Raw genomic sequence first — 17,793 nt, forward strand, 5'->3', positions numbered from 1 at the left:
TTTCTTGTCCGTTACCGAACGCGCTCTTGAACTGGCGATGACGGCCGCACAGGCCGCCGCCGACAAGAAGGCGCAGGACATCGTCATCATCGACGTCGCCGACCAGCTCTACATCACCGACGCCTTCGTGATCGCCTCGGCGTCCAACGAGCGTCAGGTGATCGCGATCGTCGACGCCATCGAGGAAGCGCTGCTCAACCTGCCGGAAAAGGCGAAGCCGGTCCGCCGTGAGGGTGAGCGCCAGGGCCGCTGGGTCCTGCTCGACTACGTCGACATCGTCGTGCACATCCAGCATGCCGAGGAGCGCGAGTTCTACGCCCTCGACAAGCTGTGGAAGGACTGCCCGACCATGCCGTTCGTCGACCGCGACCTGGCCGACGCGGAAGCGCAGTGACCCGCCTGATCGTCTGGCGGCACGGCAACACCGACTGGAACGCGGGGTCCCGCGTCCAGGGGCAGACCGACGTGCCGCTCAACGATCTCGGCCGCCAGCAGGCCGTCGACGCCGCCGAGCTGTTGATCAAGTTCAGGCCCGACGCGATCGTGGCCAGCGACCTGCTGCGCGCCTCCGACACCGCGGCCGCGCTGGCCGCGCTCAGCGGGCTGTCGATCACGTTCGACAAGCGGCTCCGCGAGCGCTATTTCGGCGCCTGGCAGGGCCTGACCATGACCGAGGTGGCCGAGCGGTTCCCGGCGCAGCACGCGGCGTGGAAAGCCGGTCAGGAGGTCGGCGGCGAGGTCGAGACGCTCGAGGCGCTGAGCGTGCGGGTCGCCGACGCGCTGCGCGAGGCGGCCGCCTCGGTGCCGTCGAACGGCACGGTCGTGGTCACCACCCACGGCGCCGCCGCCCGCCAGGGTGTCGCCCGGGTGCTCGGCTGGTCGATGGAGCAGGTGCGGACGCTGCGCGCGCTCCAGAACTGCCACTGGGTCGAGTTGACCCACGACGACGACCGCGGGTGGCAGCTGGCGACGTACAACGTGGGTCCTTTCGCCGAACGGCCGTCTCCGCCACCGGTGTAGGGAACCCCGGAAGATCCGGTAGCGTCCAAGCATCATGCTGACGACTCGTGCCGTTCCTGCCGTATTGCTCCTCGTGCTGGCCGCGGGCTGCGCCAGCAGTGACCCGGCCGCCGCGCCGGCGTCCGCGCCCTCCCCCTCGGCCTCAGAGGTGATCGACCTGCCCGTGCCGACCAAGCCCTCCGGCCCCACCGGCGAGCCCAGCCAGCCGGCCGCCGGGGCCAAGACGATCACGGGCACGGTGACGGCCGGCGTCGAGCCCAACTGTCTGCTCCTGAGCGACTCCTCCGGGTCCTATCTGCTGATCTTCGACGACGCGGCGATGCGCTCCGACGCCACGGTCGGGCGCAAGGTCACGGTGTCCGGCCAGACGAAGGAGGGCATGATGTCGACCTGCCAGCAGGGCACACCCTTCCTGGTGACGTCCATCCGCGCGGCCTGAGCTCAGCCGGTGCTGTTAACGTGCCCGCATGCCCGTCGCGGTCGTCACCGACTCCACCGCGTACCTCCCCGCCGAGCTCGACGGCACCCATGACCTGACGGTCGTGCCGCTGACCGTGGTGATCAACGGCGTGGACGGGCTCGAGGGCCTCGAGATCCAGCCGGCGGAGGTGGCGCGGGCGCTGGGCGGGCGGCGCAGCCAGGTGAGCACGTCCCGGCCGGCGCCGGAGCAGTTCGCGACGGCCTACAAAGAGCTGCTGGAGGCCGGCACGGACGGGATCGTGTCGGTCCACCTGTCGGCGAAGTTGTCCGGGACATATGAGGCGGCGGCCCTGGCGGCGTCCGAGGTCGGCCCGTCGGTGCGGGTGGTGGACAGCGGCACGACCGGGATGGGGCTGGGCTTCGCGGCGCTGGCGGCGGCCAAGGCCGCGTCGGAGGGTCGAGGCCTCGAGGAGGTACGCCGGGAGGCGGTGACCCACTCGTCGAGGGTGAGCACGCTGTTCTACGTCGACACGCTGGAGTTCCTGCGCCGAGGGGGCCGGATCGGGGCGGCGCAGGCGCTGCTCGGCACGGCCCTGTCGGTGAAGCCGATCCTGCACGTGGTCGACGGCTCGATCGTGGTGCGGGACAAGGTGCGAACGGCCGGCCGGGCGCTGGCCAAGCTGGTGGACTTCGCGGTCGAGGCGGCGGGCGAGGGCGACGTCGACATCGCGGTGCACCATCTGGAGGCCGAGGACAGGGCAACGGCCTTGGCCGACGCGGTGGCGATGCGCCTGGGCGACAGAATGCGCGACTGCTACATCACCGAGATAGGCGCCGCGGTCGCGGCCCACGTGGGCCCCGGCCTGGCCGGCGTGGTGGTGCACCGCCGCTAGACCTGCTCGGGCCACCCGTCCGCGGCCCAGCGCTGCGGTTCGAACCCGGCCACCTTACGAAGATGCCCGGCCAGCTCCTCCCAGGCGACAGTGCGATCCCCGACCTGGACCAGATCCGCCTTCGGCAGGAGAGCCGGCACATCGCGGTCCCAAACAGCGCGCGTACGCCAGCCGCCAACCGCATCCCCAACAAGCTCAACGTCGGCGACGGCTACGCCTCGCCCCACGCCGCCCGCGCCCGCGTTGCCCCCGCCCGCGTCGCTGGCGCCACCCACACTCGTGCCCGCGTTGCCCGCGCCCGCGCCGTCCACGCCCGCGCCGTCCACGCCCGCGCCGTCCACGCCCGCGCCGTCCACGCCCGCGCCGTCCACGCCCGCGCCGTCCACGCCCGCGCCGTCCACGCCCGCGCCGTCCACGCCCGCGCCGTCCACGCCCGCGCCGTCCACGCCCGCGCCGTCCACGCCCGCGCCGCCCACGCCCGCGCCGTCCACGCCCGCGCCGTCCACGCCCGCGCCGCCCACGCCGCTCGCGCCCATGCCGCCTGTGCCCACGTCGCCCGCGTCCACGTCGTCCATGGCGTCTTCGCCTCGCGCTGACTTGTCCGATATTTCGGCTTTTTGTAGTGCGTACTGCTGGATGGCCAGGATGCGTTCGGCGCGGGCGACGGCCTGGTGCAGGGGATGGGCGGGCGGGGCTGTGTAGGGGATTGTGCAACCGTGGGCGTCACTGACGTACGCCATGGGGGTGATGGGTCTCAAGGATTTTGCGTAGATCTCCTCGGCCTGGGCGAAGAGTGCCGGGAGATGACGGCTGCCGTCGGCGGTCACCAGGAGGGTGCCGCGTTCGGGGGCGAAGGCCACGGGGGAGCCACCGACCTGCGGGGCCAGGCGTTCCAGCCAGTGCTCCAGCAGCAGGTGGGAGACCCAGTACGAGTCGCCGTCGTCGACGAAGTGGACCACCACCGGCTCGGAGGCCTCGCCCTTCAGGACCGCGCCGGAAAGGTTGGCGCGGGCGGCGGCGAAGACGTCGGCCGGGTGTACGCCCCACTTCTCGGGCTGGCCGGCGGTCACGTAGGTCATCGTCTCGGGGTGGTCGACGACGACGTGCTCGTAGAGGAACGGGAGAACGGGGCGGCGCAACGGGTCGCCGGGAGTGACGCCGCGGAGGACCGGGCGGAGCAACAGGCGTACATCTGACCAAGCCGGAGGAAGGACGGCCGGGAAAAGACCGGCCAGGTGACGGTCTATGTCCTTTTTCTTGCGGCTGGTGAAGTGGGACAGCTCGACGATCGTGGGAGCGTCGTCCCCGGGCGGGGTCCAGCACAGCTGAAAGGTGTGCGTGTCGTACCGCACGCCGGTCACACCGGCACGACGCAGACGCCGCATGACCCGGGCGGCCAAGCGCGCCCGGGCAAGCCTTTTCAGCAGGCCCACCGCGCTACTCCCTCTTTCGGGCTCGGACCACTCGCGCTTCGAGATCTTCGTCGTAGATCACGTCGGCGTCCAGACCCTGGAGGGTCACGGTCCGGACAGCGGCTTCCTCTTGCGCTTCGGTGATTTCCGAGAGGAGTACGCCTCGGGGAGCGAGCCACATCATGGCCTGCCCGGCCACGCGGCGGAAGATGTCCAGGCCGTCGGGGCCACCGTCGAGGGCGGTTCCGGGCTCGTGGTCACGCGCCTCGGCGGGCAGCAGGGGAATGTGGGCGGTGGCCACGTAGGGGACGTTGGCCAGGATGACGTCGAACCGCAGTGCCGTGGGGAGTGGGTCGAAGAGGTCGCCCTGATAGGCCTGGGTCAGGCCGTTGTCGCGGGCGCAGGCCACGGCCACGGGGTCGATGTCCGTGGCGTACAGCTCGATGTGCTTGTGGTGTGCGACGGCCAGACCCAGGGCGCCGGAGCCGCAGCAGAGGTCGAGGACCTGGTGAGGGCTCTCGGCGAGCGCGGTGCGGACCAGGAGCTCGCTGCGGACGCGGGGGACGAAGACGCCCTTGCGGAGGGTGACCCGGATGCCGGCGAAATCGGCGTAGCCGACGACCTGTTCGAGGGGCTCGCCCTGGGCGCGGCGGGTGACCATCGCGGCCAGTTCGGCGTCGTTACCGGCGGCCGCGCCCAAAATGTCGGCCTCGTCCTCGGCGAAGACACATCCGGCGGCGCGGAGCCTCTGCACGGCCGTGGCCAGCGCGGATTCGGTGAATGTCACGGTCTTCCCATAGCACAGTCGGGGCGGGGTCGGTGGGTTATCCACAATGCACCGCTGTCCACAGGGCGCGAAGCGCGGGGTCGGCGAAATCCCTAGCGTCCAGTCCGTGCGAGAGCGGAAGAACGCGGACGAGGCCGTCGCCGAGAGGCTGCGGTCGGCACTGGCGCCCGCCCCGGAGCCGGGGCTGGCCGACCTCGCGGTGGTGGGCGAGCCACTGAACTGGTCGGACATCATCCCGGCGTGGCCGGACGACGTCGACCTCGACCCGGCCGTCGAGCCGGTTTCAGGTGGGCCGGTTTCGGGCGGGCCGGTTTCGGGCGGGCCGGTGAGCGGCGCGGCGGTGTCGGCTTTGCCGGCTGCTGCCTCGTTGCCGGCGGAGGGCCGGTTTCCTGCGGGGTCGGCCTGGGCGACGCCGCCGGCTTCTGCCGTACGGCCGGGCGCCGTGCCCGGCAGCTCCGCAGGCTCAGTTCTGGCCAGGTCGGAGGGGCGGCCGTTGCCGCCGCCGGCCTGGGTTCTGCCGGAGGGGGACGAGTCCCACCCGCCGATACCCTCGTCCCCCTCCTCCTTCCCCCGATCGTCCGGTCCGGTCATGGATGTGGGCGTTTCGCATACCGGCGAGTTTCCGTCGCTTCGGGAGGCGGGCGCCTCCTATGCGTGGCCGGCCGGGCCTGAGGAACCGGAGGAGGAAGGCGGGCTCAGCGCGGCCGGCGCGTTCGGCGGTGGTGGTAGAGAAGGGCGGCGTTTCGGGTTGGGGGCCTTCGACCCGGGGCGGCGTGGGGTCAAGGCGCTGGCCGTGGTCGCCGTCCTGGTGATGGTGATCGCCGCCTTTCTGGCCTGGCGGGCCCGTCCTCAGGTGGACTCGGTGGAGCCGCCCGCCTTCGAACCGGCGCAGTCCACTGACGAGACTGTGGCGGGTCCGGGTGCTGCGGCGTCGGCCGTGGCCTCCACGTCGGCTGAAGTGGTGGTCGCTGTGGGCGGCAAGGTGCGCCATCCGGGGTTGGTACGCCTGGCCGCCGGGGCCCGGGTGGCCGATGCCCTCAACGCCGCCGGTGGCGCCGATCCCGGTGTCGATGTGGCCATGCTGAATCTGGCCCGCAAGGTCGTCGACGGCGAATTGATCCTCGTGGGCGTCACCCCGTCACCCGGCGTCGTGGTGCCGACCGGGCCGGCCGCCCCGGCTGTGGGCGGCCCTCCCGCTCCGGGCGGGCCGGTCAACCTCAACACCGCCACGCTGTCCGATCTGGACACGCTTCCCGGGGTGGGGCCCGTCCTGGCCCAGCGCATCCTCGACGCCCGCGATGCCCAGGGCGGCTTCAAGGCCGTCAGCGATCTCCGCAAGGTCGACGGCATCGGGGACGCCCGCTACGAGCAGCTCAAAGACCTGGTGACGGTATGAGCGGCGGACAGCCGGCCGGGGTGGCCGATCTCCGGCTGGCGGGGTTCGCGCTGGCGACGTGGCTCTCGTCGCTGACCGCTCTCCATCTGTCGGCGCTCTCGGGGGTGCTGCTCGGGGTGGGCGCCGCCCTGCTGGCCGGGCTGATCGGGGTGCTCGGCACGCGATCCATGGTGCGGATCGGGGGAGCTGCGCGGTGGGTTGTCGTGGCCTCGCTGCTCGGGGTGGCTTGTGGGGGTGTCGCTACCGGGGCGCGGGTCAGTGCGCGGGAATCGGAGGTGTTGGTTGCGCTGGTGCGGGCGGGCGAAGCCGTACACCTGGAAATGGTTGTCAAAGACGACCCTCGGGCTCTGCGGGGGACGGCTGGGATGCCGCCGACCTATCTGGTCGCGGTTGATCTGGTGAAAGTGCGGGCGGACGACTCGGCGCCGGTGCGGTTGTCGGCTCGTGGGCTTGTGCTGGGGAGTGATCCGGGGTGGCGAGGGCTGTTGCCGGGGCAGCGGGTGGAGGCCCGGGGCAAGCTCCTGCCGCCGCGCGGGGGTGATCTGCGGGCGGCGGTGGCTTCGGTGCGGGAGCCGCCGGTGTTGCGGGGCGAGTCTTCGTGGGCGCAGCGGGCGGCCGGTGCCTTGCGGGCGGGGCTGCAACGGGCCTGCGAACCGCTGCCCGATCTGCCCGGTGGGCTGCTGCCGGGGCTGGTGGTGGGGGACACGAGCCGGTTGGATCCGGCGCTCGAGGAGGACTTCCGGACCACCGGGATGACGCACCTCAACGCCGTTTCGGGGGCCAACGTGGCGATCGTGCTGGGCGTGGTGCTGTTCGCGGTGCGGCGGACCCGGGCCGGGCCGGTGGTCACGGCGGTGGTGTGTGCCGTGGCGCTTGTGGGGTTCGTCATTTTGGCGCGGCCGTCGCCCAGCGTGGTGCGTGCGGCCGCCATGGGGGCGATCGGGCTGCTGGGGCTCGCCTCGGGGCGGCCGCGGGCCGCGTTGCCGGCGCTGGCGGCGGGCGTGGCCGTGCTGATCCTGGTCGACCCCGAGTTGGCGGCGGATCCGGGGTTCGCCCTGTCGGTGCTGGCCACGAGCGGTCTTCTGCTGATCGCGCCGGTCTGGCGGGACGGGCTGCGGCGGCGGGGGTGCCCGGCGGGGCTGGCCGAGGCGCTCGCCGTGCCGGCGGCGGCCCAGGTGGCGTGCGGACCGGTGGTCGCGGGGCTGTCGGGCACGGTCAGCCTGGTGGCGGTGCCGGCGAACCTGCTGGCGGTGCCGGCGATCGCGCCGGCCACATTGTTCGGGGTCGGCTCGGCGGTGTTGTCGCCCTGGTGGCCGGCGGGCGCCGAGTTCGCGGCATGGGTGGGGCACTGGCCGGCGCGGTGGCTGGTGCTGGTGGCCACGTACGGCGCCCGGGTGCCGGCCGGTGCGCTGCCCTGGCCGGGTGGGGTGACCGGGGCGGTGCTGCTCGCGGTGGTCACGGCCGGGCTGCTGGTGGCGGCTCGGCGGCCGCTGATCCGGCGGCTGGTCACGGTGGTGGCGCTGGGCGGCATGCTGGGGGCGCTGCCCGTGCGGCTGCTGGCGTCGGGGTGGCCGCCGACGGGCTGGGTGGTGGTCGCTTGTGCGGTCGGGCAAGGGGACGCCATCGTGCTGCCGGCCGGGAAGGGCAGCGCGGTGGTCGTCGACGCCGGGCCCGAGCCGAACGCCGTCGATCACTGTCTGCGGCGATTGGGCGTACGGCGGATCGTGTTGTTCGTGGCGAGCCACTTCCACGTCGATCACATCGGCGGTGCGACCGGTGTCTTTCGCGGGCGCGAGGTGCTCGCCGTCGCGGGACCCGACTGGCCCGAACCGCCGGCCGGGCGGGCTGCTGTCGCCGCCGCTGCCGGGCGGGTGCCGTTGCGGGTGGTTCGGCACGGGTGGACGTACAAGGTGGCGGACCTGGAACTGACGGTGCTGGGACCGGTCGCGCCGATGCGCGGCACGAACTCCGACCCGAACAACAACTCGCTGGTGCTGCGGGCGCGGGTGGACGGGCCGACCGTCCTGCTGGCCGGGGACGCCGAGACCGAGGAACAGGAGGATCTGCTGCACCGTCTGGGGCCGGAGGCGGTGCGGGCCGACGTGCTCAAGGTTTCGCACCACGGGTCGAGCTTCCAGTCGCCGGAGTTCGTCGACGAGATCGACCCGGACGTGGCGCTGGTGTCCGTCGGGCGGGACAACGACTACGGCCACCCGAACGCGTCCCTGCTGGCCCGGCTGGCCCGCGGGGGTGCGCGCGTGCTGCGTACGGACCTGTCGGGCGACATCGCGGCGGTGGACACCGGCCGTGGCTTGGCCGTGGTGGCCCGGGGCAGCCCACCGGACGCATGATCAGGGGGTGGAGCTTGACGTGATCGAGGCGGGGGAGATCCGGCTGCGGCCGTTCGCGGTGGCCGACATTCCTTGGGTGTACGAGGTGTCGCTGGACCCGGCCGTGCAGAAGTACCTCCAGATTCCGGTGCCCTATCGGATGTCGGATGCGGACTACTTCGTTCGGGAGATGGCGATCGCGGCCTGGGATCGCGGGCAGCGGGCCGAGTTCGTCGTCGAGCGGGCGGGGGAGGGCGTTCCGTTGGGGCGTGTCGGGTTCGGGCTGGACGGGAACGGGGCGGCGCAGATCGGATATTGGATGGATCCGAAGGCGCGCGGGCGCGGGCTGGCCACGGCGGCGGTCCGGGCGCTGTGCGGGTGGGGATTCGGCCGGCTCGGGTTAGGGCTGATCGAGTGGCGGGCCGAGGTGGGCAACGTCGCGTCGCGGCGGGTCGCCGAGAAGGCGGGCTTCCGCTACGAGGCGATCCTGCGGCAGCGGCTCGTGCACCGGGGTGTGCGGGTCGACGCCTGGATCGGGTCGATGCTGCCGTCCGACCTGGGTCCGGCGCGGTGACGACACGCCCGGGGTCGTCCTTTCGGGCACTGCTTGTCGCGGGGGACGGGGGTCGATGGACATTCGGGTCGCCGTGGGCGGCCGGGCGGAGTATGCGGCCTGATTGCGTGACGGTGTTGTGGCCAGGGATATGGCAGAACGCCGATTTGTCGGCTTTCGCATTCCCTGGCGGGTGCGGGTGCGCTAAGGAGTGAGCGACACGGAAACGTCAGCCCCTCGTGCGACGATATTGGACGTGAACACCGCGCCTCCCCCGCTCCTGCTCGTCCAAGGCGATGAGGAACTGCTCGCCTCCCGTGCGATCACCGCGGCGGTCGAGGGGGCACGCGCGGCCGATCCGGAGTCCGACGTCCGGGAGTACGAGGCGGGTGCGCTGTCGGCCGGCGAGGTGGCCGAGATGCTCAGCCCGTCCCTGTTCGGCGGGCGGCGCGTGCTGGTCGTCCGCAGTGGACAGGACGCGCGCAAAGACCTGATCACGGCCCTGGTCGCGTACGCCAAGAATCCCGACCCCGAGGTCTCGCTGATCGTCTCGCACCTCGGCGGGGCCAAGGGCAAGGCGCTGGCCGACGGGCTCAAGTCGGCCGGGGCGACAGTGGTGGCGGCGGCGAAGCTCAAGGGCGACCGGGAGCGTGTCGCCTTCGTGCGCGACGAGTTCCGGCGCAACGGCGGGCGGTGCGACGAGGCGGCCGCGGCCGCGCTGCTGGCCTCGGTCGGCAACGACCTGCGGGAGATCGCGGCGGCCTGCTCCCAGTTGATCGCCGACACCGACGGCAAGATCACGGAGGCCGTGGTCGCGCGGTACTACAAGGGCCGGGCCGAGGTGAGCGGCTTCACGGTGGCCGACGCCGCCATGGTCGGTGACGTGCCGGGAGCGCTCGAGGCGCTCCGGTGGGCGCTGCACGTCGGCGTCGACCCGGTGCCGATCGCCGACGCCATCGCCGACGGGGTGCGGACCGTGGCCAAGGTCGCGTCGGCCGGCCGCGGAAACCCGTACCAGATGGCCAGCTCTCTCGGCATGCCCGCCTGGAAGATCCAGCGGGCGCAGGAGCGTGCCCGTGGCTGGACGCCTGAGGGCCTGGTCGACGCGATGCGGGCGGCCGCCGACTGCAACGCCGCGGTCAAGGGCGGCGCCGAGGATCGTGGATACGCGCTCGAGCGCGCCGTCTTCGCCGTCGCCGCGGCGCGCCGGGGTGGTGGCCGATGACCGTCGTGCATCAGCCGCTCTACGCGCGCTTGCTGCGGCTGCGCCACGTGGCGCCGAGCGGTTTCTTGTGTTTCGTCTACCTCGAGGGCGCGGTCGCGCTGGGCATTCTGCTCGCCCTGGCCGAGCTGGTCAGCTGGTGGGGCGTCCTGGCCCTGCCGGCGACGGTCGCGGTGATGGTGAAGCTGAACGACGTCATCGCGGGATCGTTGATCTCGCCGGCCACTCGTCCGGCACCGCCGGTGCGGCCCGCCGCCGCTTACGGGGCCGAAATCCGGCCGGCCGTCGAGCGCGCGCCGGTGGCGCGGCCGGCCATGGAGCGCGCGCCGGTGGGGCGGCTGCCCGAGGATGCCACGCGGCGGCTTCCCGGTCTGATCGACAGCGGCCGGGGTGCGCCCGTCAAGCGGCCCTGGGTCGAGAAGGCCGAGGCGCAGCAGCAGTGGATCCGCCAGTCGGCCACCCGCCGATACGAGTAAACGACACCGGGCACCGCCGTGGACCTTGTGGTCCGGCGATGCCCGGGTGCGGTCTGGCGGCGTACAGCCAAACGCTCGGCACCTGAACGAGTCAGGCCGCCGAGCGGATCAGCGATGATCAGGCCGAGAGCGCCGCGACGCGCTTGGCGATGGCCGACTTGCGGTTCGCCGCCTGGTTCTTGTGGATGACGCCCTTGCTGACGGCCTTGTCCAGCTGACGGGAAGCGTCACGCAGCAGCGTCGTAGCGGTCTGCGTGTCGCCGGCCTCGCTCGCCTCATTGAGCTTGCGGATCACGGTCTTCAGCGACGACTTGACCGACTTGTTGCGCAGCCGGGCCTTCTCGTTCTGCCGGTTGCGCTTGATCTGGGACTTGATGTTCGCCACGCGACAGCCTTGTCCTGACTAGTTGTTCGGAAACGGTCTCAGCGGGGTGGCCCCAAGTCTCTGTCGAAACAGCGATCAACGGCGCGTCACCACACGCGAAGGACCAGATTACCAGCACCGCGGCCCGCCGCCAAAACGGTGCCCAGCTCAGGGCCTCCAACCGCGTCGTTCGGCGAGCCAGGACAGCGCCTGCTCGCCGCTGAAACGCTGATGCTGACGGCTGTGCGGGGAGGCGCTGCTCGGCCCGCCGCCGGCTCGCACGAGCCAATAGCCGGCCAGCGCGGCGAGAGCGCCGTCGACCCCTTCCGGTGGGGCGTTCCATTCCCGGAGGTACGTCTGGACGTCGAGCCCGCTCGCGAAGGCGGTCACCAGCAGCGTCACGGTGTCGAACCAGGGCGCTCCGAGGCAGGGCCAGGTCCAGTCGCACAGCCGGGCGGCGCCCGTACCGTCGATCATGATGTTGTCGATCCGCAGGTCGCCGTGCGTGAGGCCGGTGCCGGCGACGAGGCCGGGAGCGGCCCGTTCGAGCTCGGCCAGCTCGGCCAGGCGGCTGGGGGCGACCGTGTCGCGGGCGGTGTGCGGCATCGGCTCCCGGCCGGCGGCGATCTCCGACCACCAGGACATCTCGGCCCGCAGGATCTCCGGCAGGGGCGGGACGCCGCTGGCCAGCAACTCGGGCGAGGGGGTGGCCAGGGCCCGCGCGGCGGTGGACCAGGCCGACAGCGAGGCGTCCAACTCGGCCGGTGACCAGGGCAGCGCCGGCACGTGCCCGTCGACGGCCTCCAGGCACAACGTGAAGTAGCCGGCCTCGGCGATCGACCAGAGCGGCCGAGGAGCCGCGACACCGGGTGGCAGAAGCGATGTGATCCAGCCCTCGCGGGCGTACCACTCGGAAGTGGGGTCTTCGAGGGGTGCGGCCTTGACGAAGAAGGCCGGTCCGCCGGCGGTGGTGAGGACGGCGGCGAAGGCCCGGGTGAAGCCGCCGCCGGCGCTGCGCGCGGCGACGACCGGCGAGCCGAGTCTCGCGGTGATCGCCTTACGGACGCTTTTCGGCAGGTCGGACCAGTTCGGTCGTACGGCTGTGGAGCCGTACGGCACCTCGGGAAGTGAAATCGGCCGCACGGCACCATCCTGCCGCGCGCGTAAATGTCGTACCCCGCTGGCAGGATCCTCGTCATGAGAACCGACGACTTCTGGGCGGTCATCGGCCGAGCGACCGCCGACCGGCCCGCCTCGCCCGCCGAGGTGGCCAAGCGGGCCGCCGCCGACCTGGCGACCCGCGATCCGGAGGAGATCGTGGCCTGGGGTCGACATCTCGACAAGGTCATGGTCGCCTCGGGCACGGCCGACCTGTGGGCGGCGGCCTACCTGATCAACGGCGGCTGCGACGACGAGGGATTCGACAGCTTCCGCGGCTGGCTGATCGCCCACGGCCGCGACGCGGTGGCGCGCTCGGTGAAGACCCCCGACTCGCTGGCCATGGTCCAGGTCATCAAAAACGCGGCCGACACGGGCGCCGTCTTCGAGGCCGAGGAGGTGCTGCACATCGCGGCCGACGCTTATGCGCAGGCCACCGGACAGGAGCTCCCACCCGAGCAGAAGCCGGCAACCCGCCCCGACGCCGCCGACCTGTGGGATTTCGACAACGAGGAGGAGATGCAGCGCCGTTTGCCCAAGTTGTCGGCGTTGTTCCTGGCCCCACCGGACTAGCTACCCCCACCTGGCCGGGCGTCTCTGCTTTGCCCAGCTCAGCGTGGGCCTCCCCTGGGCGTGTTCCGGGGTGCGGGAAATGGGTCGAGCGGGCTGGAGAGGGTCGGCGAGACTTGACGCATGAGTCTTGTGCGGGGAACTGTCGCTTCGGTCAGTTGTAACGACGTCTACTCGTTCACCAAGCCGGCCCGGGACGAGATCGTTCTCGTGGCGGGGATCGGGGTCGAGGGCGATGTGCACGCCGGGGTGAACGTGCGGCATCGGAGCCGGGTGAAGGCCGATCCGACTCAGCCGAACCTGCGGCAGGTGCACCTGATTCACGAGGAGCTGTTCGACGAGGTCGGGGAGAAGGGGTACTCGGTCGAGCCCGGCAACCTGGGCGAGAACGTGACGACCAGCGGCATCGATCTGCTCGGGCTGCCGCTGGGCACGATCCTGCGCTTCGGCCCGCCGGCGTCGGCGGGCGCGGCGGGCGGCGGTGAGGGCCCCTCAGACGGCGGTGAGGGCGCGGCTGGCGGCGGTGATGGTGTGGCCGGCGGCGGTGAGGGCGCGGCTGGCGGCGGTGATGGTGTGGCCGGCGGCGGTGATGGTGTGGCCGGCGGCGGCGAGGGTGTGGCTGGTGGCGGTGATGGTGCCGCTGGGGCGGGTGTGTCCGGGGAAGGGGCGGTGGACAGCGGCTCGGCTGTGCTGGCGCCGGTGCTGGGGGCTGCCGCGGCGGCGGTGCTGGATGAGGCCACGGCTGCGGCGGCTGAGGCGGTGGCGGCTGCGGCGGCGCGCAGTGACGCGGCGGCCGTCGTTGGTGGGGAGGACCGGCGGGCGGCGGTGATCGTGGCGGGGCTTCGGAATCCTTGTGCGCAGATCAACCGGTTCCAGCAAGGGCTGCTCAAGGAGGTCATCGGGCAGGACGCCGACGGCAACGTGGTGCGCAAAGGGGGCGTGATGGGCGTCGTGTTGCGGGGTGGTCCCATCCGGGCCGGAGATGAGATCAGCGTGGAGTTGCCGCCGGTGCCGTTCGTGCCGTTGGAGAAGATCTGAGGGTGCTCTGAGCAGGCAGAACGGTGTGGGCGGGGTGGCGCCGGTCAAATTCGGCCCGCGCCTGGGGCAAGGCGGTTGAACGGGTGTGAGCGGGGGCCAGGCGCGGGCGTGGGACGATAGAGCGCGTCGGTGGCTCGCCGGCGTCGTCAAGTTTGAGAAGAACGGAAGATCGTGCCTGGACCGCTCGACCCTGGCGTGAACGTGATCGGCAACACCGATCCCGCTCGGATCCGCAACTTCTGCATCATCGCCCACATCGACCACGGCAAGTCGACGCTGGCTGACCGCATGCTGCAGATCACCGGGGTGGTCGACCCGCGTCAGATGCGTGCGCAATACCTCGACCGCATGGACATCGAGCGGGAACGCGGCATCACGATCAAGTCGCAGGCCGTGCGCATGCCCTGGGTGGTCCGCGAGGGCGACCGTACGGGCGAGACCGCGGTGCTCAACATGATCGACACGCCGGGTCACGTCGACTTCACGTACGAGGTCTCCCGGAGTCTCGCCGCCTGTGAAGGCGCCATCCTGCTCGTCGACGCCGCACAGGGCATCGAGGCGCAGACCCTCGCCAACCTCTACCTGGCGATGGAGAACGACCTCCACATCATCCCGGTGCTCAACAAGATCGACCTGCCGGCCGCTCAGCCCGAGAAGTACGCCGAGGAGCTGGCCAAGCTGATCGGCTGCGAGCCCACCGACGTGCTGCGGGTCTCCGGCAAGACCGGCGTCGGGGTCGACCACCTGCTCGACGAGATCGTCCGGCAGTTCCAGCCGCCCGTCGGCGACGCGAACGCACCGGCCCGCGCGATGATCTTCGACTCGGTGTACGACGTCTACCGGGGCGTGGTCACCTACGTCCGTGTCGTCGACGGGCGCATCGAGGCCCGCGACCGGATCAAGATGATGTCGACCGGCGCCGTGCACGAGCTGCTCGAGATCGGTGTCGTGTCGCCCGAGATGGAGAAGGCCGGCGCGCTCGGCGTGGGCGAGGTCGGCTATCTGATCACCGGCGTGAAGGACGTCCGCCAGTCCCGGGTCGGTGACACCGTCACCGGCAACGTCCGGCCCGCGACCGAGCCCCTCGGCGGCTACAAAGACCCGAAGCCGATGGTCTACTCGGGCCTCTACCCGATCGACGGCTCCGACTACCCGGCGCTGCGCGACGCCCTCGACAAGCTCAAGCTCAACGACGCCGCGCTGGTCTACGAGCCGGAGACCTCGGCCGCGCTCGGCTTCGGCTTCCGCGTCGGCTATCTCGGCCTGCTCCACCTGGAGATCATCGGGGAGCGGCTGGAGCGCGAGTTCAACCTCGACCTGATCTCGACCGCGCCCAACGTGGTCTACCGCGTCTACACCGAGGACGCCGAGGAGAAGGTCGTCACCAACCCGAGCGAGTTCCCGACCGGGAAGATCGCCGAGATCCACGAGCCCGTCGTGCGGGCCACCGTGCTGGTGCCCAACGACTACGTCGGCGCGGTCATGGAGCTGTGCCAGAGCCGGCGCGGGTCGCTGCTCGGCATGGAATACCTGTCGTCGGAGCGGGTCGAGCTGCGCTACACGCTGCCGCTCGCGGAGATCATCTTCGACTTCTTCGACCAGCTGAAGAGCAAGACCAAGGGGTACGCCTCGCTCGACTACGAGCCCTCCGGCGAGCAGGTGGCCGATCTGGTCAAGGTGGACATCCTGCTGCACGGTGAGCCGGTCGACGCGTTCAGTGCGATCGTGCACAAGGACAAGGCGTACAACTATGGCGTGACCATCGCGGCCAAGCTGCAGAAACTCATTCCGCGGCAGCAGTTCGAGGTCCCCATTCAGGCCGCCATCGGCAGCCGGATCATCGCCCGCGAGACCATTCGGGCCATTCGCAAGGACGTCCTCGCGAAGTGCTACGGCGGTGACATCAGCCGGAAGCGCAAGCTGCTCGAGAAGCAGAAGGAAGGCAAGAAGCGGATGAAGATGGTCGGCCGCGTGGAGGTTCCGCAGGAGGCCTTCATCGCCGCGCTGTCGACATCCGACGCCCCGGACACCAAGGGAGCAAACAAGAAATAGGGCGGTTTGGCTTTCGGGGTGCTCGGGAACACATGAACCCGACGGACGCAACAAGTGCTCCACCCCCGAGGAGGAACCCCCAATGACTGTCACCGGCATCATCACCGCGCTCATCGTCGGTCTGATCATCGGCGCCCTGGGCCGCCTGGTTGTTCCGGGCAAGCAGAACATCCCGCTGTGGCTCACGCTGGTCATCGGTGTCGTCGCGGCCCTGCTGGGCACGGTGATCGCTCGTGCGACCGGTGTCGCGGACACCAAGGGCTTCGACTGGATCGAGCTGTTCTTCCAGGTCGTCCTGGCCGCGATCGGTGTTGCCCTGGTGGCGGGTGTCGGCGGTCGTCGCCGCCTCACCCGATAAGGCACACGACAAGAAGCGCCGGACCGAGAGGTCCGGCGCTTCTTTGTGTCATCAGTACCGGAACTTGTGCTGGGCGCTGCGGCGGTTCACCCACGCCGGCAGGTCCTCGACCTGCTCGCGGTGCGGAAGGTGCTCGGCCGCGGCGTTGCCCTCGGTGACGTTGCGCATCGTCACCACGAAACCCTGGACCAGGCGGTCCTCGCGCAGGTCGCGGTACGTGGCCTCGACCAGCACCCGGCTGTGGTCGGGACGGCGCAGCGCGCAGAAGATCGTGCCGTCGCCGCCGGCCGCGAACGCGCGGCGGATCTGCCCCTGGTCGTCCTTGTCGACCAGATCGGCGAAAGTGGACAGCGGGGAGAGATCGTCGTCGCCCAGCAGGTCGTGCAGGCCGGGGCTGGCGTAGCGGACCCGCTGGTCCTCGTCGAGCACCAGCATGAGGTCGGCTGTGTTACGTATCACAGCGCGCAGGTAGAGGTCGCTGTCGCGGCGGCCGACCGCCTCGACCAGGCTGATCCGGTCGAGGGCCAGGGCGGCCTGTCCGGCCAGCACCTCCAGGGCGTCGCGGGCGGCGGCCAGGGCGTCGCGGCGGCCGGTCAGCACCAGGGCGCCGCCGCTGGGCCGGGCCACGGCCAGCGGCTCCAGCCACAAGGGGCAGATCAGGGTGCCCTCGTCCGAGGGTGACTCGTCGGCCCACCAGCTGCGCGTGCGGCGGCCGGCCGGCGCGGCCGGCAGGGCCTCCAGCGCCATCTGGCGGTCGTCGGTGGCGAAGACCACACGCCGCACGGTCTGCGCCGGCAGCAGGATGGCGACGGCGGAGCGGACCGCCTCGTCGACGGCCGGCAGATCGGCCGCGGCCACCAGGTCGGCGCTGGCGCCGCGCAGCCCGCGCTCGCGGGCCAGGGCCCGGCTGTTCACGGTCACCGCGTCGGCCAGGCGGGTGATCGTCAGGGTGAGGGTGATCGCGGCCGCCACCGCGATCGGCACGCCGTCGTCCACAGTGCCGGTCAGGGCCTCGATCATCAGAACCAGCGGCGGGGTCGCCACCGACAGGACCAGCAGCGCCGCCCAGTGTCCGCGCCACGCGGGCGGACGCGGGGTCCCCGGCATGGTGAGCCGCGCCATCGACGGGTGCAGCGCGGCCAGGCCCCACGCCACGTACAGCACGCGATATCCGGTCTCGGCGGCCGTGCCCGGGTTCAGCGGATAGATGATGTCGCCGGCCAGCATGCCCAGCGCGCCCAGGAGCAGCAGCATGGCGGCGAGGTTGCGGCCGGTGGCCAGGTTGAGGCGCACCGCCACCCCGACCAGCAGGACGGAGCCGATCACGTCGGCGGCCGAGATGCCGCCCAGCTCGGACATGCCGCCGAACACGAAGACCCAGAGGACCAGCAGGCTGGCGCAGGCGAACGCGAGCAGGTCGATCAGCCGGGCCCGGTCGTCGATGGCCGAGCCGCCGCTGGTGAACCGCAACAGCGCGCCCGCGACCAGCGCGTACATGGCCAGATAGAACGCGTCGGCCAGGCCGTGATCACGCAGAGCGAAGAACACGTCGCCCATGGCCAGTGCCGCGACGGCGCCGGCCAGCAGCAGCCAGGGCCCGAAACGGGCCGGCCGGTACCGGCGGACTCCCGCCAGGATCGCCAGACAGCTGCCAGAACCCAGAAGGATCCACTCGATCGCCCTCGACACGTCCTACTTAGTACCAGGACGGTAGCTGTCTGTCCACGTCGATGTATACGCTACG

Annotated in this window: 18 protein-coding genes; 13 read left to right on the plus strand and 5 right to left on the minus strand. The window is 71.5% G+C overall.

What is annotated here, in order from left to right; genetic code table 11:
- Positions 1 to 4: 4 nt before the first annotated feature.
- The 4 genes from rsfS to ACQP2X_RS07365 are packed head-to-tail and all read left to right on the plus strand — an operon-like array spanning position 5 to position 2,333.
- Positions 5 to 394, plus strand: coding sequence for a ribosome silencing factor (rsfS, locus tag ACQP2X_RS07350; RefSeq protein ID WP_498657666.1), 390 nt, complete (start codon positions 5 to 7; stop codon positions 392 to 394).
- Positions 391 to 1,020 carry a histidine phosphatase family protein gene (locus ACQP2X_RS07355; protein WP_498695254.1) on the plus strand — a complete coding sequence of 210 codons (630 nt, stop codon included), beginning with the start codon at positions 391 to 393 and terminating at the stop codon, positions 1,018 to 1,020. The genes rsfS and ACQP2X_RS07355 overlap by 4 nt, the downstream gene beginning before the upstream one ends.
- Before the next feature lie 34 nt (positions 1,021 to 1,054).
- Positions 1,055 to 1,459 carry a hypothetical protein gene (locus ACQP2X_RS07360; protein ID WP_498695256.1) on the plus strand — a complete coding sequence of 135 codons (405 nt, stop codon included), beginning with the start codon at positions 1,055 to 1,057 and terminating at the stop codon, positions 1,457 to 1,459.
- A 28-nt stretch (positions 1,460 to 1,487) separates the two neighbouring features.
- Entirely contained in the window at positions 1,488 to 2,333 is an 846-nt protein-coding gene (locus ACQP2X_RS07365) for a DegV family protein (RefSeq protein ID WP_498695257.1), read from the plus strand.
- Here the strand turns inward: ACQP2X_RS07365 and ACQP2X_RS07370 are convergent.
- Both ACQP2X_RS07370 and ACQP2X_RS07375 read right to left on the minus strand, forming a co-directional pair.
- Positions 2,330 to 3,766 carry a DUF1444 domain-containing protein gene (locus ACQP2X_RS07370; RefSeq protein WP_498695258.1) on the minus strand — a complete coding sequence of 479 codons (1,437 nt, stop codon included), beginning with the start codon at positions 3,764 to 3,766 and terminating at the stop codon, positions 2,330 to 2,332. The two genes, ACQP2X_RS07365 and ACQP2X_RS07370, sit on opposite strands and share 4 nt — an antisense overlap.
- Positions 3,767 to 3,770: 4 nt before the next feature.
- Entirely contained in the window at positions 3,771 to 4,532 is a 762-nt protein-coding gene (locus ACQP2X_RS07375) for a putative protein N(5)-glutamine methyltransferase (protein ID WP_498695260.1), read from the minus strand.
- Positions 4,533 to 5,121: 589 nt separating this feature from the next.
- On the opposite strand from ACQP2X_RS07375, the gene ACQP2X_RS07380 reads away from it, so the two are divergent.
- The 5 genes from ACQP2X_RS07380 (at position 5,122) to ACQP2X_RS07400 (ending at position 10,509) form a co-directional block, all read left to right on the plus strand.
- Positions 5,122 to 5,928 (plus strand): ComEA family DNA-binding protein, encoded by an 807-nt coding sequence (locus tag ACQP2X_RS07380; protein WP_498700844.1) that lies wholly within the window; start codon positions 5,122 to 5,124, stop codon positions 5,926 to 5,928.
- On the plus strand, positions 5,925 to 8,279 hold the full coding sequence (locus tag ACQP2X_RS07385; protein ID WP_498695261.1) for a ComEC/Rec2 family competence protein: 2,355 nt from the start codon (positions 5,925 to 5,927) through the stop codon (positions 8,277 to 8,279). The genes ACQP2X_RS07380 and ACQP2X_RS07385 overlap by 4 nt, the downstream gene beginning before the upstream one ends.
- A gap of 7 nt (positions 8,280 to 8,286) precedes the next feature.
- Positions 8,287 to 8,832 (plus strand): GNAT family N-acetyltransferase, encoded by a 546-nt coding sequence (locus tag ACQP2X_RS07390; RefSeq protein ID WP_498695262.1) that lies wholly within the window; start codon positions 8,287 to 8,289, stop codon positions 8,830 to 8,832.
- 226 nt (positions 8,833 to 9,058) lie between these two features.
- Positions 9,059 to 10,036, plus strand: a complete 978-nt coding sequence (gene holA / locus ACQP2X_RS07395) for a DNA polymerase III subunit delta (protein WP_498700845.1) — start codon at positions 9,059 to 9,061, stop codon at positions 10,034 to 10,036.
- Entirely contained in the window at positions 10,033 to 10,509 is a 477-nt protein-coding gene (locus ACQP2X_RS07400; RefSeq protein ID WP_498695263.1) for a hypothetical protein, read from the plus strand. Before holA ends, ACQP2X_RS07400 begins: the two co-directional genes overlap by 4 nt.
- A 118-nt stretch (positions 10,510 to 10,627) precedes the next feature.
- On the opposite strand, the gene rpsT is transcribed toward ACQP2X_RS07400, so the two are convergent.
- Both rpsT and ACQP2X_RS07410 read right to left on the minus strand, forming a co-directional pair.
- Positions 10,628 to 10,894 carry a 30S ribosomal protein S20 gene (gene rpsT, locus ACQP2X_RS07405; RefSeq protein WP_097320282.1) on the minus strand — a complete coding sequence of 89 codons (267 nt, stop codon included), beginning with the start codon at positions 10,892 to 10,894 and terminating at the stop codon, positions 10,628 to 10,630.
- Between the two features lie 147 nt (positions 10,895 to 11,041).
- Positions 11,042 to 12,016, minus strand: coding sequence for a phosphotransferase family protein (locus tag ACQP2X_RS07410; protein ID WP_498695264.1), 975 nt, complete (start codon positions 12,014 to 12,016; stop codon positions 11,042 to 11,044).
- Between the two features lie 54 nt (positions 12,017 to 12,070).
- On the opposite strand from ACQP2X_RS07410, the gene ACQP2X_RS07415 reads away from it, so the two are divergent.
- The 4 genes from ACQP2X_RS07415 to ACQP2X_RS07430 all read left to right on the plus strand — a co-directional run bounded on the left by ACQP2X_RS07415 (position 12,071) and on the right by ACQP2X_RS07430 (position 16,049).
- A complete protein-coding gene (locus ACQP2X_RS07415) occupies positions 12,071 to 12,604 on the plus strand; it encodes a DUF4240 domain-containing protein (protein ID WP_498695265.1) in 534 nt (177 codons plus the stop codon).
- A gap of 120 nt (positions 12,605 to 12,724) precedes the next feature.
- Positions 12,725 to 13,639: an MOSC domain-containing protein gene (locus ACQP2X_RS07420; protein ID WP_498695266.1), complete on the plus strand. Its 915-nt coding sequence runs from the start codon at positions 12,725 to 12,727 to the stop codon at positions 13,637 to 13,639.
- A 171-nt stretch (positions 13,640 to 13,810) separates the two neighbouring features.
- The gene (gene lepA, locus ACQP2X_RS07425; RefSeq protein WP_498695267.1) at positions 13,811 to 15,691 is read left to right on the plus strand and encodes a translation elongation factor 4; all 1,881 of its coding nucleotides are present in this window, start codon (positions 13,811 to 13,813) and stop codon (positions 15,689 to 15,691) included.
- A gap of 82 nt (positions 15,692 to 15,773) precedes the next feature.
- Positions 15,774 to 16,049: a GlsB/YeaQ/YmgE family stress response membrane protein gene (locus ACQP2X_RS07430; protein WP_097320277.1), complete on the plus strand. Its 276-nt coding sequence runs from the start codon at positions 15,774 to 15,776 to the stop codon at positions 16,047 to 16,049.
- Positions 16,050 to 16,100: 51 nt separating this feature from the next.
- Here the strand turns inward: ACQP2X_RS07430 and ACQP2X_RS07435 are convergent, their stop codons facing one another.
- Positions 16,101 to 17,738, minus strand: coding sequence for a PAS domain-containing protein (locus tag ACQP2X_RS07435; protein ID WP_498695269.1), 1,638 nt, complete (start codon positions 17,736 to 17,738; stop codon positions 16,101 to 16,103).
- Between the last annotated feature and the right edge of the window lie 55 nt (positions 17,739 to 17,793).

The sequence above is a fragment of the Actinoplanes sp. CA-131856 genome, assembly GCF_050956135.1.
GTDB lineage: Bacteria > Actinomycetota > Actinomycetes > Mycobacteriales > Micromonosporaceae > Actinoplanes.

Excerpts from the sequence above, each read along its gene's own strand:
- ACQP2X_RS07360 (WP_498695256.1), top strand. The coding sequence starts at position 1,055 with ATGCTGACGACTCGTGCCGTTCCTGCCGTATTGCTCCTCGTGCTGGCC.
- ACQP2X_RS07430 (WP_097320277.1), top strand. The coding sequence starts at position 15,774 with ATGACTGTCACCGGCATCATCACCGCGCTCATCGTCGGTCTGATCATC.
- ACQP2X_RS07380 (WP_498700844.1), top strand. The coding sequence starts at position 5,122 with ATGGATGTGGGCGTTTCGCATACCGGCGAGTTTCCGTCGCTTCGGGAG.
- ACQP2X_RS07415 (WP_498695265.1), top strand. The coding sequence starts at position 12,071 with ATGAGAACCGACGACTTCTGGGCGGTCATCGGCCGAGCGACCGCCGAC.
- ACQP2X_RS07400 (WP_498695263.1), top strand. The coding sequence starts at position 10,033 with ATGACCGTCGTGCATCAGCCGCTCTACGCGCGCTTGCTGCGGCTGCGC.
- ACQP2X_RS07420 (WP_498695266.1), top strand. The coding sequence starts at position 12,725 with ATGAGTCTTGTGCGGGGAACTGTCGCTTCGGTCAGTTGTAACGACGTC.
- ACQP2X_RS07365 (WP_498695257.1), top strand. The coding sequence starts at position 1,488 with ATGCCCGTCGCGGTCGTCACCGACTCCACCGCGTACCTCCCCGCCGAG.
- ACQP2X_RS07385 (WP_498695261.1), top strand. The coding sequence starts at position 5,925 with ATGAGCGGCGGACAGCCGGCCGGGGTGGCCGATCTCCGGCTGGCGGGG.